The 13,977-nt window shown below is 34.8% G+C and carries 12 protein-coding genes; all 12 read right to left on the bottom strand.

Annotated features, from left to right (window positions below; genetic code table 11):
* Window positions 1-214: 214 nt before the first annotated feature.
* The 12 genes from EHW58_RS16065 to rfbD all read right to left on the bottom strand — a co-directional run bounded on the left by EHW58_RS16065 (window position 215) and on the right by rfbD (window position 13,921).
* Entirely contained in the window at window positions 215-349 is a 135-nt protein-coding gene (locus EHW58_RS16065; protein WP_152797331.1) for a transposase family protein, read from the bottom strand.
* A gap of 298 nt (window positions 350-647) precedes the next feature.
* Window positions 648-1,703: a DUF1972 domain-containing protein gene (locus EHW58_RS15365; RefSeq protein WP_152797329.1), complete on the bottom strand. Its 1,056-nt coding sequence runs from the start codon at window positions 1,701-1,703 to the stop codon at window positions 648-650.
* The gene (rfbC, locus tag EHW58_RS15360) at window positions 1,700-2,248 is read right to left on the bottom strand and encodes a dTDP-4-dehydrorhamnose 3,5-epimerase (protein ID WP_152797327.1); all 549 of its coding nucleotides are present in this window, start codon (window positions 2,246-2,248) and stop codon (window positions 1,700-1,702) included. The genes EHW58_RS15365 and rfbC overlap by 4 nt, the downstream gene beginning before the upstream one ends.
* A gap of 473 nt (window positions 2,249-2,721) precedes the next feature.
* Complete coding sequence (locus EHW58_RS16060; RefSeq protein WP_152797325.1) at window positions 2,722-3,852, bottom strand: glycosyltransferase; 1,131 nt, start codon at window positions 3,850-3,852, stop codon at window positions 2,722-2,724.
* A gap of 8 nt (window positions 3,853-3,860) precedes the next feature.
* Complete coding sequence (locus tag EHW58_RS15350) at window positions 3,861-4,904, bottom strand: EpsG family protein (RefSeq protein WP_152797323.1); 1,044 nt, start codon at window positions 4,902-4,904, stop codon at window positions 3,861-3,863.
* Entirely contained in the window at window positions 4,904-5,566 is a 663-nt protein-coding gene (locus tag EHW58_RS15895; protein WP_227986326.1) for a DapH/DapD/GlmU-related protein, read from the bottom strand. Before EHW58_RS15895 ends, EHW58_RS15350 begins: the two co-directional genes overlap by 1 nt.
* The gene (locus EHW58_RS15340; protein ID WP_152797322.1) at window positions 5,563-6,546 is read right to left on the bottom strand and encodes a hypothetical protein; all 984 of its coding nucleotides are present in this window, start codon (window positions 6,544-6,546) and stop codon (window positions 5,563-5,565) included. Before EHW58_RS15340 ends, EHW58_RS15895 begins: the two co-directional genes overlap by 4 nt.
* Entirely contained in the window at window positions 6,547-7,638 is a 1,092-nt protein-coding gene (locus EHW58_RS15335) for a hypothetical protein (protein ID WP_152797320.1), read from the bottom strand.
* 1,254 nt (window positions 7,639-8,892) lie between these two features.
* A complete protein-coding gene (locus tag EHW58_RS15330) occupies window positions 8,893-10,020 on the bottom strand; it encodes an ISAs1 family transposase (protein ID WP_152797318.1) in 1,128 nt (375 codons plus the stop codon).
* 450 nt (window positions 10,021-10,470) lie between these two features.
* Entirely contained in the window at window positions 10,471-11,670 is a 1,200-nt protein-coding gene (locus EHW58_RS15325; protein WP_152797316.1) for a polysaccharide pyruvyl transferase family protein, read from the bottom strand.
* Window positions 11,670-12,800 (bottom strand): non-hydrolyzing UDP-N-acetylglucosamine 2-epimerase, encoded by a 1,131-nt coding sequence (gene wecB, locus EHW58_RS15320; RefSeq protein WP_152797313.1) that lies wholly within the window; start codon window positions 12,798-12,800, stop codon window positions 11,670-11,672. Before wecB ends, EHW58_RS15325 begins: the two co-directional genes overlap by 1 nt.
* Window positions 12,801-13,123: 323 nt before the next feature.
* Window positions 13,124-13,921 (bottom strand): dTDP-4-dehydrorhamnose reductase, encoded by a 798-nt coding sequence (gene rfbD, locus EHW58_RS15315; protein WP_227986325.1) that lies wholly within the window; start codon window positions 13,919-13,921, stop codon window positions 13,124-13,126.
* Window positions 13,922-13,977 lie beyond the last annotated feature (56 nt).

Here is a 13,977-nt window from a genome sequence, read left to right as displayed (position 1 = left end):
TAGCCAACGTGAAAGTGATGAACAAAGTCATAAGACTTGGTATGCCTGTTAGCTATCGAGTTGATTGATGGGAGTAACCCCATTGGGATCAGTACGTTAGATGAATGATTTGATCAACAACGCCGATCGTATCTGCCGACGGTGACGTTTTACCTGAAAAGCCAAAACGTAATAAAAAATCGCGCTGCTTACGTCCATAATCACTAATACCTTTTCAGGTATCATGACCAGACAACACCGCACAAATCGTTATCAAAATAATATCTGATAACGTATGTTCAACTTTACCTTCTTGGCGAATGTCTCTAATGGAAACGAAATGCATAAATGGACTTTTATCTTCTGTCATTTTTAATCTCCTAAACGTTAGGAGACCATTGAATCGCACTGAAAATGATCAACAAATTGATCCTTTGTTTTCACTTATTTTAATTAATAAATATGGCATAACGCACGGTTTTCAGCCCTAAGTGACAATTTAGTCATTAAGTTGCTAGCCCAGGCATGGCGCGGATCTTCATGCGTTTTCCCTGGGCTTGAGTCATTATGACCACCAACAAGCAAACTTTAAGCAGTCAAAGAATGCCTAGTTGGTGATTTGGTGAGCGTCAAATATATGGGTGTCCGGCATATTATGATTTGGAAGACTATTGGTAAATGTTCTCATACAAATAAGCAACTTCTTTCCAAGTATAACGTCTCTGAGCAATTCTTTTCATATCAAGAGCATTTTGCAGTAGAGTGTCATCTTCGTGACGATTAAGCATAGCAAGCAAGTCATCACTATTGGAAAAGTAATCCGCTTTTTCTTCAGTACTATATCTATTGAAGCTACAATCGAAACAAAATATAGGAACTCCAAAATGCATCATTTCAACTAAAGATGGGTTGGTGCCGCCAGCAGAATGACCATGTAAATATAACGAACAACAACTTCTGAGCTTAAACAACTCATCCAAGTCATAAATTGGATCTATAAGATCAATATTTTCAAATATGCTATATTCTTTCTTTAAATTGCGACCAAACTCGCTAGCATTCCAGTTACCTACAAACTTCAGCTTTTCACTAGATTGTGCAAAAGCCTCTAGGATCATATTAACATTGTTCTCAGGCTCTATTCGGCAAAGCCCCAAAGCGTACTTTTCATCAGGTTTTTTAACTTTTATATCACGAATAGCGTGGTCACCACCATAAGCGATAGTTTTACTATTCACACCATATTCCTCCTGAACATAATCTGTGATAGCCTGGTTATCAGTTACAATAACATCAGAATACTTAACAGCTAACGATTCAGAGAATTTTAAATAGCGACGCGTCCATTTCCCCCACTTATCTCTTTTCCATTCGAGCCCGTCGATATTTGTAACAACATGGCTTTTAGAAATAATCCTAAACAACGGTAAAAATATACACCCCGAAACACCTAGTATGACAACTACGTTAGGACGATTAACACAGCAACTCATTAGCGACCAAATATCATAAGGGATGCTTTGCAAGCCATTAGCCTTGAGCGGAATATACTTGAGATTTGTGTTGTTATGAGTAGACGGCTTTTCCTTATATGACCTGGACGAACAATATACTGTGTATTCAATATTCTCTTTGACATTGAGAGTTAAATTCTCAGCAAGAGATTCAAACCCTCCATAACATGCTGGAATACCTACTGTACCCACTATGGAAACTGACTTCATAGTAAGCTCTCCACTCCATTGATGCCTTTAGCTTTCATATCCTTTTCGGAAAGCACCGGCTTCTCAACTATCGGCCACTCGATACCGATATCAGGATCATTCCAAATGATGGAAACTTCTGCCTTAGGATTATAATAGTTAGTACATTTATACACAAACTCGGCCTCTTCACTGGTAACATAAAAACCATGAGCAAAACCTTCTGGGATCCAAAGTTGACGCTTATTATCAGCAGATAGATACTCGCCCACCCACTGACCAAAAGTAGGAGAGTTTTTTCGAACATCAACTGCAACGTCAAACACCTCGCCTTTAATCACTCGAACTAATTTTCCTTGAGTACTCTCTGTTTGGTAATGTAAACCACGCAAAATACCTCGTTTAGATTTAGAATGATTATCTTGAACAAAGTTTGTAGGCTTACCTGCAACCAACTCCTCAAACATTCGTTGTTGCCATGTTTCCATAAAGAAACCACGCTCATCGCCAAACACTGTGGGCTCAACAATCTTTACATCTGCGATAGCTGTATCTATTACTTTCATTACTGATAATCTCAAATATTTTGTAGTGCTTGTTTCTAATCACTTAGTTTAATCCCAAATGTCTACCAAATCTTACTGCAGCCCAATCTAAGGCTTTGAGGCGAGGCGCAGGGATGATACTCATTTGAACTACCTAAACTCACCTGTAGAACATAGAGAAAATGGAATTTTGTAATACGTAAAGGTGCTAATTAGCTCTAGTCGTACCGAAAAGACTCTAGTAAACCATAAGTCCTAACTATGCCTATTTAAATAAAATCTGATGACCCATCGAGTGAATGAACGACATGCGATTCAGCGACTAAATGCATCACTAGATATAATTATGCTCAATAAAAAAATGAATGGAATCATTTCTATCATATATGTCAAGAAATCAATATTAATCACCGAGTAATTTTTGTAATCAATTCAATTACGCACAACAGCAAAACCGATAAAAACAGTTCAATCGGCGACTAGTACTTTTATGACTAAAAACTATCTAAATTAAATTCTTTCTGGATTCGTTTTTTAAATGAGCTTATTGAAAGATTATCAATGTAAAACTGATTACCTTCCTCACCTATTGATAGAAGATCATATTTTCCTGATACAACTTCTCTAAGTAATTCACTCAAACCACTTTCACTATCATTACTATAAAGCAATCCATTCCTTCCATGTTTGACTATTTCTGACGCTCCTCCATGATCACTAGTAATCACTGCTTTTCCGAGACTAAAAGCTTCTAAAATAGTAGTAGGAAATGGATCTACCATTACTGATGGTACAATAACTAAATCAGACTGATACATATAATCTGCAGGTGTCTTGGTAAAGCCATATAAGATAAACAAATCACTAATACCCAGGTCAATTAAATAGCGATTAAAACAATCTAATGAATTCGGATTATTAGGTGGAGAGTCGCCAAATGCATGAATTCTAATTTTCTTTCTTACACTCTCCTCAATAGCTACTAAGGACTCTGCTAAACGCCAGTAACCTTTTTCTTTAGTTACTCGTCCCACCAACACTATGTTAATATAACCGTCATCAAAAGAAGTTATTTTTGCTTCGCTAATATTCATTTCTGGTATACCATTCCAAACCACTGGTACACGCTTATCAAGAGGCTTTCCATTAGTCACATAACTCTTTACCACATTTGAAACACATATGACCTTATCACTCATAAATAATGCTGCACGGGCGAGTAATCTACCTAAAAACTTGCTTGACTGTTCTTCGTGACAATGCACTACTTTAGTGCTTCTCTCTAATAGGAAAGGAAATAAAGCACCAAGACCAGCGAACGTATTAACATAGATACAATCAAATTTACTTAAACTTCTCGTATATAAATAAAAACTCGTTAACTCATTGAAAAACTTATACACTCCTGATAGCGTTAACATCTTACTATGAATCATAGGGATAGAAGAACAAGATACAACCTGAACATCTTCAGAATTTATCAGTTCACGTAATATTCCAATTTCATTTTTAACCAAAACTGTTATATTATAATTTTCAGCCAAAGAATCAATCGTAAAAGCCAATATTCTAGTGGCACCATAATAATCATCGAAAGGTTGTATTATTAATAAACTCTTCTTCACAACAAACCTCAAAATAAAAACTCATACTCAGGCAAGAAATTCCTTGGCCCCCAAAACAAAACCGTAAATAAAGAAGAAAAAATCACAAGCAACATGATAACAACTGGAAAATATACGCGGATTTTTTGTTTTAAGTAATCCACTATAAAAATCACAGAAATCAATTGTGCTGGTATTATCAATCTATCATAAAGCAGAACATTCCCTGTAAAAACTGTAGCAAACAAAAATGAAAATACTAACATAGAAGCTAGAATTCTTTCTCCTCTTTTTGTATCAAGACTATCCCATCTAAGATAAACTATAAAAATAGAGCATATGACTGGGATATTTCGATGGTTAAAACTAGACGCCCCAATCTCTCCATTGGAGCTTACTCTCTGGTATTCAGTTAGAGCATTACTCAAAAAAGGAAATATACTTGATGCTATTTCAATAAGAAGCTTTGGTAATATTGCGATTAAAGGAGTCAAAGAAGATATCAAAATAAAAATAACTAGATTTTTATTTATCCTAAAATGAGACAATATGAAATAGAGAAAAAATATCACACTTGATTTATGAAGAAAAACTGGCAATAGAAGCAATAAAGAGCAATATATTTTATTCCGATAGAACATTACCATAAATAAAACAGACAACGTATTAGCTAAACCTTGCCTAAATATATTCAGATTGAATTGATAAAATAAAAATGAAGTACTAAACAAGATAAAACATATAACGAAGTTTTCAGAGGTTTTATAAAAAAAATAGTAAAGCGTTACGTTTATTAATAGCGCATAAGTTAAATTAAACCAAAACAGATCGTTAGACGCTATCGACAACAGACTATTGATTAACACTAATAGAGGCTCATCCAGTCGGTAATAGTCAGGATCCAGAAATATGTTATAATATGTTTCTATATCTAGTCCATACTCCTTTCCTCTAAAGGCAAATAAAGCAACCCAACTAATACAAAAAAGCCCTCCTAAAATTTTATTATTAACTCTGAAGTTATACGAGACTATTATGACTAATTGGTATAAATAAAGAGACAACAAAGTCATTAGCTATCGTCTCTCATCTTAATTAATTTTGCAGGTACTCCTGCGACAATACTATTTGGCAATACGTCTATATTTACAACTGCACCTGCAGCAATTATACTATTCTCGCCAACCGTGACACCGTCTAAAATAGTCACATTAGCCCCTATCCACACATTATCCTTTATCGTTATCCCAATCTTTGTTACACCTTGCTCTTTTATTAATTCACTCGTTTTATTAAAATTGTGATTTTCAGCGATCATCGTAACACGAGGGCCAATAATTACACTCCTTCCAATTACAATTTCTCCAGAACAACCAATATAAGAATTAACCCCAATGGCAGACCCATCTTTTATGGTGAGCCCCATGCCAATATCTCCGCCATAATAACTAGAAGGACGAATCATTGTACCTTCACCTATAGTACACCGTTCGCCTATAGTTATATTATTTTTAGCAACTGTTTGTATTATTACATTTCTTTCTAATTTAGAGTACTTCCCTAAGTATAGATTATTTATAGGGCCATAGAACTTGACCCCGAACTCAACAATAGACGGTATTTTAATTTTTCCAAAAGAAATGAAATAGCAGAACAGTGTTTTAGGTAAACAAAGTAGCACTTTTTTTAATGTGTAGTAGTTAGCAAAGCCCTTTTTAATTTGACGACACATCATTTTACAAAATCCCTTATTTTATCTTGGTATTCACTTATACAAAAGTGTTTTTCGAAAATTGAAGATAAATCTGAATATAAAGACTCTGGAGATATGTCTTGATTGATGAAATTGACAATTTCCTTATTAGCACTAATATCATTAGAAGAAAATCTATATATATTTATAGAGTCAATTATATTAAAAGCCTCAATTGCATCAGTACTAATAACTTTTACACCATTAGCCAAATATGAACTCAATTTAGTAGGAGTCGAGACTTTATTAACAATATGCTCTCTTCTAATAAGATAACCAAAGTTGTATTTTTGCAATTCTTCGTCTAAATCTTCCAATGAAACATATTTCGTTTCAAAATTTTTAATCATATATTTTTTAGCTAGTTCATTAGCTTTTTCAGAATCAGAGCATAAGAAAGTAAGGCTCGTGTTTTCAATTAAGTCTTGTATACCCCTATGTAGTTTTAGAGTTTCTTCAATACATTGCCAACTTTGTAAACCTCCGGCATAAACAAATTTATTTTTTTCCTTTTTTTTGAAGTTATTGATAAAATCACTTTTTTTTCCTATCACCTTATTAAAACATGGCATCACTAATGATGGTGCCCTTGAACCATATTTTTTCTTATAGTGTTCCTTCATAGCCTGAGAAACAAAGAATGCTCCATCAACAATTTTTAATGATAGATACTCAGAAATAGTTCGCCTTATGTAGATAAATCTAGACAGCCCGAACATTTTACTTTCTTCTGGAGATATCCCTTGATACCAATTATATACCTTCTTCCTTGGAAACTTAATTTTAACGTAAATAGCATCTATAGAATATACCGTGACTACAATATCAACACCAGAAAGGTCCGATAAGTTTGTTATAACACCAACATACTGAGAGTCAGTGCTACTTGCGATCAAAGACACATAAAACGAAGTGGCATCATTAATATAGGAGCTCCTTTTTACATAAACGGCTATTTTCACTTACAACTCCTTTAATATGGCCCCACACAATTTTGACCATGTATGACTTTCAATAGTTTCACGTTTCTCCAAAGCAAATGGACCACTTGTTAAGCCAGAAACTACATCTGTTAGTTTATTATCCTGACCATACAAATATACATACTCCTCATACTTTTTCACTTCATGTATAGCCGATGATATTACTGTCAAATTCATAGCTAAGTATTCATGCATTTTTATAGGATTTACAGAATCTGTAATTCTATTAATTTTAAATGGAATTATACCAAAGTCGAAGCCTATGAATACGCTAGGTATTATTGAATAATCGAGCTTCCCTAAGAAAATAACATTATTGAGGCTTGTTATAGATTCAAAATCTGATTTACACTTCTTATTAACAACACCAGCAAAGAAAAATACGACATTTGGGTTGTTTACAGCTGCCTCTCTTACAGAAACAAAGTCAAACCATGTATCAATTGCCCCAAAGTAACAACACTTATACTTATAATTTTGGTTTTTGAAGTGACTGACATCAACTCCATTTGGTGCATACATTAATTTCCGCCCAACACTAGGCCTTAGTTTATCTGCACTATACAGCGTCAAATCAGACAAGCTAAGTAATTTGTTATATTCTAGGTTATCGGAATCATAACCAAACAACTCCGGCTCATCGAAAACATCAAATATTATTTTTGCGTTCGGACTTTTTTGTCTTAATCTTTCAACATGTTTTAACTGACTGGCATAACAAGCGTAAATAAGACTAATTTCCTCATCAAAAGACCATCCTTCTATGTCTCCATATAAATATATATTAGGTTCAATTTCTTTGTATCCATATACTTCAGAGTCCGGCTTATCATTGACATAAGGTGAAATACAATATATTACCTGATACCCTTGATTTGCGAACTCTTTTGCGATATTCTGGGGTCTTTGATGTAGAGTAGACCATGAACATTGATGCCCAGCAAATAATACAATAGGGCGTTTATTTCTCGCTTTCTCTTTCTTTTCTTTCCATCTTCTATCAATAGTATAAATGACGGGAAAAAGCCTGAGCTTTTTTAAAATCTTGTAAAATAACACTTTACCTTTCAAAATTCCTTTCTCTATATTTTATCAGTACAATTAGACTTCTATAAACAAATACACTTAGTAAGGCTATATTTATAGATATTGAATATGTAAACTCTTTATCAAAGCCCAGGTAGAAAAAGGACAGTACAAGCCCAATTAAACCTACAACATTTGATATAAGATTATGGTATGTTAGTTCTAAAAAATTCAGAATAACAGAATAACATGATGATACCAAATAAACCGTCATTGCAATTGACATAGAAATTATAATATCATTACCAACTAACGATTCTTTCTCCCCTAAATATAGTCCTTTTATCATTGAAATAAAAATATAGATACCAATTCCAAAGGAAACATTCATAATAGCTGACGATATGGCTATATTCTTTATAGGGTGCTTTCTTTTGTAAATAAAGTCTTGAAACAGCATTACCATCATAGAACCAAATATCATGTAGAACATCATTAACCTATAATTCAAACTATAGATTAATTGAACTTGTTCATTATCAATAAAATATCTAAACCAATTCAAGAGGATTAACATAAGCATTGCGTTAGGTATCAGATAAATAGAGTACCTTAAGTACTCTGTCCTTACCTTGTAAGAAACTTTTACCTTATATTCTTTTAGATATATAAAACATATCAACCATGACGTAATATATGACAGTAAAAAGTAATAGAGATTGGTAAAGTCAATTACAATAAAAAACAAAATGAAGACAACTGTTAATATTGCTGGCAAGCATTCGACAATTACAAAATCCTTCGCCTTTTGATTTGCACGATACTTAGTTTTTAGCAAGTAAATTTTAAAATGAAAAAATGCTATCATAATAACTAGCATCCATTTAAACGTATCTAATCCCAACAGGTAACACAGCGATACTATTGAAAAAACAACTATAAAGATAAACGTTACAAAAGATTCAACCTCATCGAATACCTTTACTTCTCCGCTTTTTATGTAATAATGATAACAAGAATCAACAAGTCCAAAACTAATTAATGGCAGAATAATAGTTGATGTTATCATTATATAGTCAAAGACTACATAATCTGCAATACTTAAATATCTTATAACTAAGGATGATACAACTATTGTAAATAACCTTGGCATTATTGTTGATAAGATGTATGCTTTAAACAAATAAACCTCTTCAAATTAATAATAATGCATCTTACTATCTAATCTTAGTAAGGCTCTAGCAATAACTCTTATATTAAGGGACTTCCTATTGCACGGAAAACGCATGAACATCCGCGTCATGAAAGGCTTCCCAGCACGATCGCTAAGTACTCTTGGTCCATCGCGCACATCATTCGCTTGCGTTGAATGCCGGCTTTGAAACTCTTCTCTTGCTTTAATAAATTCAAAACCATTTGCCTTATTCGTGCAAAAACTTCCGCTCGGTCATCGACTCTTATTCGGCAAGCATCTTCTTTTAATCCAACATCAAGTTGCCAATGCATCGATTCAATTAACCAGTGCGAGCGCGTGACATCATGAAGCTCTTTCGCTGTCAGTGCTTTTGAGCTTATATAGTAGCGCACTGAAATATCTGACTCTTCCGCATGTTTGCCTTCTTGACGAACACTCACCATGATGCCCATCGTTTTTAATTCAGGCCAATCGTAAGCCAAATCACCTAATACACTTAAATCGGTATTAATCAGCGCACATCGTGTTTCTAAACGTCCATGCGATTTTTCTTGTGATGCGTAGCTATCACCATCAAATTTTTGAAGCATTGCCGGGCGGTAATAATTATTAAACGCTTCATCTAACTTGCCTTGGTTTCCTTTAACCGCAAGCAAATAATCGGCATTTTTATCGATGATTTTCTGTGCGATTTTGTGCTGACAACCCATGGCATCAATGGTAATCAAACAACCTGAAATATCGAGCAATTCCAGCAGCTTAGGGATGGCAGTGATCTCATTGGTTTTACTATTTACTTTCGACTGTCCGAGGCACACTCCATTTGCGGTTGCGAACGCATTAACCATATGAATCGCAGCTTGGTCTGTTGCTCTGTTATACGATCCTTTCAGTGTTTTTCCATCAATGGCAACCACTTCGCCATCCGTTAATTCATGACACGATTTCATCCATTCTATAAAGGCTTTTTGTAATGCCTTTGGACTGATGGTTCCCATCACTCTTGCGATCGTATCTGCCGACGGTGACGTTTTACCTGAAAAGCCAAAACGTAATAAGAAATCGCGCTGCTTACGGCCATAATCACTAATGCCTTTCCAGGTATCATGACCAGACAACACCGCACAAATCGTTATCAAAATAATATCTGATAACGTATGTTCAACTTTACCTTCTTGGCGAATGTCTCTAATGGAAACGAAATGCATAAATGGACTTTTATATTCTGTCATTTTAATCTCCTAAACGTTAGGAGACCATTGAATCGCACTGAAAATGATCAACAAATTGATCCTTTATTTTCACTTATTTTAATTAATAAATATGGCATAACGCACAATTTTCAGCTCTAAGTGACAGCTTAGTCATTAAGTTGCTAGCCCAGGCGTGGCGCGGATCTTCATGCGTTTTCCCTGCTTCCTATTGCTATTAATGTGAGCCGTTAATTTGTCAATATCTAGCAATCATTTAATCCTATTCGAACTTATCACCACCTAAGCTTTAATTAGATTTAAGGCGATAATTACACACGAATATAACAAGTACCATGTATAATTATCTTTATAAATCTAGTTAACAGCTCTAATTATTGTCACTTTCCATACCATATATAGCGAGCTATGGACAAATCTGTACGATATAAAGCAACTATAAATTGACTTTTCCTTTTACCATAATCCACACTAACCTAGTAACAACCCTTTGATTTTTTCAAAGTTACTTTCTATATATTTATCTTTATTGTATTTGTTTTTTTCTTCTATTAAATTAATTGTTTTAGAAACTGCCTTAGATATTATTGCGTCATCTAACTCAATATAATTGTTAACGATATCTAAGTCATTGAACATGCCCACTAATTTATGACCTATACCCGACAAGTTAACACCTATTGGATTACCTGATGCTAGAATACAAAAAATAAGCCCATGATAGCGAGTAGAAATCAATGCATCTGCATGCTTATAAATATCAATTAGCTCATACTCTGAATATTCTTCTTTAACAACCTTTACATCGCTTTCTTCTTTGAAGTATTTACTCTTAAATTCTTCATGTAAAATCGTATCTACTTCTGGGTCATTTGGATCTGATGATGTCACTTGACTTATTAGTAATACTTTTTTATTTCTATTTATTAACTCACGAGTAAGTCTCGCGAAATATTCATTTTGTTTACTAAACATATCGTCCGCAACTTGATATCCTCCAGACGCCAATACTTTACGCAAATTTAGAACGACATAATCTCCATCTATTTCCAATACTCTTTTTTTCACTTGAGGTATTGACATAAAGTATGCCATATCTATGGATGCCAGTGTATCCTTATGCTTGTTTCTTATCTCATTATATGATGCAGACTCTCGTGTTATAATAAAGTCTACATTATCTATTATTTTTCTAATTATACTATCTGGTTTATTAAAGGGACCAATAGATTGACATAATATCCCCGTTTCCACTCCTAATTTTTTTGCCTCTAAGATAGGTTGATAAATATCCAATAATCTAACTTTGTTTCTGATCTTCTCTTTAATGTCTGAATCTTTGCTAAATAGAAAATGACCTCCCACAGAAATCACCATATCAAAATTTTCTTCCATCAAGAAGGACGATACACCTCTATCTCTATTAACTAGTATATTTGTTAATTTTTCATATTTGGTTCTATTTCTACTCGGAATATCAATTGTTTTTATATTATATGCTTCATAGAACGCTTTAGTTCTTATCGTTGCAGGATGATCCGGCCACAGAAAATTAGCAAAATAGATTTCTTCTGTATCATAGATTGATTTTAATAGCTGATGGGCACCAAGACAAATTGCAGAGTCCCCTTTGTTGTAATCAGGGTAACCGTATAAACATAGGATTTTCACTATTCTACTCCTAGTAATACACTCTTAATAGTGTTTGAAGCATTGCCATTGCCATAAGGATTATGTGCATAACTCATTCTTTTGTACGAATCCTCATCTTTAAGTAACATATTTAAAGCTGATGTAATATTATCTATATTTGTGCCTACGAGCTTTACTGTGCCTGCATCAACAGCTTCAGGCCTCTCTGTTGTATCTCTCATTACTAATACCGGCTTACCTAGTGACGGAGCTTCTTCTTGGATACCGCCTGAATCAGTTAATATTATATTTGCACGCATCATTAAGTAAATAAATGGAAGGTATTGCTGTGGTTCAATCAGTAAAACATTATTTACTTTACCAAGAATATGATTTACTGGTTCACGCACATTTGGATTTAAGTGCATTGGATAGAGTATTTGAACATCAGGGTGCTTTTTTGCTGTTATTGCTAAAGCTTCACAAATCCTCTCAAAACCACTACCAAAACTCTCGCGTCTGTGACCTGTGACTAGTATTAGTTTCTTATTTTCATCCAAGAAAGGGAATAGAGAGGATAACTGTATTTTTAATTCTGAGTTTGTATCAATTTTATTTTTAACCATTAACAAAGCGTCAATGACAGTGTTACCTGTTACAGTAATATCTTCTGGATTAAAATTTTCTTTTAATAGGTTATCTTTTGATGTCTCTGTTGGAGCAAAATGAAACTTTGTTAAGACACCTGTTAAACGTCGATTTGCTTCCTCAGGCCAAGGCGAATATATATTGCCTGTGCGCAGTCCTGCTTCAACATGACCTACAGCAATTTGTTCATAATAAGCAGCTAAGCTTGCAGCAAAGGTCGTTGCGGTATCACCGTGAACAAGCACTACATCTGGCCTAAACTCCTGAAGGATCGGTTTTAATTCTAATATAATTCTCGCTGTAACATCATTCAATGTTTGTCCGGACTTCATCAGGTTTAAATCATAATCCGGAGTAATCTCAAAAAGGTCTAGTACCTGATCTAACATTTCACGATGCTGAGCCGTCACGCAGCATTTTGCGTCAAATCGTTCATCATCTGCTAAAGCATGAACTAAAGGCGCCATTTTTATAGCTTCTGGCCTGGTACCAAATACTGTAAGTACTTTTTTCTTCGACATAATAACCAACTTTAAGTTTTTATTCTTACCTCAGGAATAAGTTGTCCCGAGAAACTTTTTACCCCAAAAGAGACACTCAAAACACGGAAACTGCATGATCCCCCCTATCAATAAAGGCTTGCAAATACCCTTAAAAGATACCCAGAAACCATCGCACACATTGTTTAAAGCTCGATTCAAAAATCGTTCCGCTCTTCAGCCTGTCAAAACACAATTGTCTGAACCTTGAAAAATACTTCGTACTTCCGTATCACCAAACACTTGAGATTCAATGCTTTTTACATCGGGGATATCGTTATCAATTACTTTCATAAATTTGTTGCTTAGTTGTATGCTTTGATATTGTTAAGTTCCGACTTCCAGTCGCTCGACTCAATGTCAAAGACTGATTTTATTTTTGAACATTCTAATCGAGAATTAGCCGGTCTAGGTGCCGGTAATGGATACTGACCTGCCGTTATTTCTTCCACAACCGGTGGTACTGTTAACACACCATGCTCTACTGCTGCTTCAAAAATCGATTTAGCGAACTGAAACCAGCTGACATGTGGATCACCCGAAAAGTGGTACACACCACACTGCTCTTTGCTTTCAAACTTATCCATAATAATGATTAGAGCATTGGCAATATCACCCGCGTATGTTGGGCCACCAAACTGATCACCAATCACCCCTAGTTCTGAGCGTTCTTTACACAAACGCAGCATCGTTTTGACGAAGTTATTACCATGCTCTCCAAAAACCCAAGCAGTGCGTAAAATTGCATAGCGCGAGCAGTACTTGGCGACTGCTTCTTCACCCGCCAACTTACTTTTACCATACACCCCTTTCGGATTTGGAGTGTCAGTTTCCACATAAGGCTCGGCTTTATCACCATCAAAGACATAATCGGTTGAGATATGTAGTAACAGTGCATCAATTTTTTCGCTAGATTCAGCAAGATAAAGCGGACCATCTCGATTAATGGCATAACACATATCAATATCTGTTTCAGCTTTATCCACCGCAGTATGTGCCGCCGCATTGATAATTACGTTAGGCTTAAGCTCGGCAGGGCGAGATCGCGAACGTTTTTTGACCAAAAAAGGATCGGTTTGACGATCACCTCTGGCTGTGATCATATAGGCCGATTCTAAAATAGTTCGGGATAGATACCGTGGATATCGATACATTTAAA

It is taken from the genome of Salinivibrio sp. VYel1 (assembly GCF_009377945.1).
Classification (GTDB): Bacteria; Pseudomonadota; Gammaproteobacteria; order Enterobacterales; family Vibrionaceae; genus Salinivibrio; species Salinivibrio siamensis.
This window is presented reverse-complemented; position numbering and strand designations above follow the sequence as displayed.

Bases quoted from the DNA above. Each gene is read 5' to 3' on its own strand.
- EHW58_RS16065 (WP_152797331.1), bottom strand. From the start codon at position 349: ATGACAGAAGATAAAAGTCCATTTATGCATTTCGTTTCCATTAGAGAC.
- EHW58_RS15895 (WP_227986326.1), bottom strand. From the start codon at position 5,566: ATGATGTGTCGTCAAATTAAAAAGGGCTTTGCTAACTACTACACATTA.
- EHW58_RS15330 (WP_152797318.1), bottom strand. From the start codon at position 10,020: ATGACAGAATATAAAAGTCCATTTATGCATTTCGTTTCCATTAGAGAC.
- EHW58_RS15365 (WP_152797329.1), bottom strand. From the start codon at position 1,703: ATGAAGTCAGTTTCCATAGTGGGTACAGTAGGTATTCCAGCATGTTAT.
- wecB (WP_152797313.1), bottom strand. From the start codon at position 12,800: ATGTCGAAGAAAAAAGTACTTACAGTATTTGGTACCAGGCCAGAAGCT.
- EHW58_RS15350 (WP_152797323.1), bottom strand. From the start codon at position 4,904: ATGACTTTGTTGTCTCTTTATTTATACCAATTAGTCATAATAGTCTCG.
- rfbC (WP_152797327.1), bottom strand. From the start codon at position 2,248: ATGAAAGTAATAGATACAGCTATCGCAGATGTAAAGATTGTTGAGCCC.
- rfbD (WP_227986325.1), bottom strand. From the start codon at position 13,921: ATGATCACAGCCAGAGGTGATCGTCAAACCGATCCTTTTTTGGTCAAA.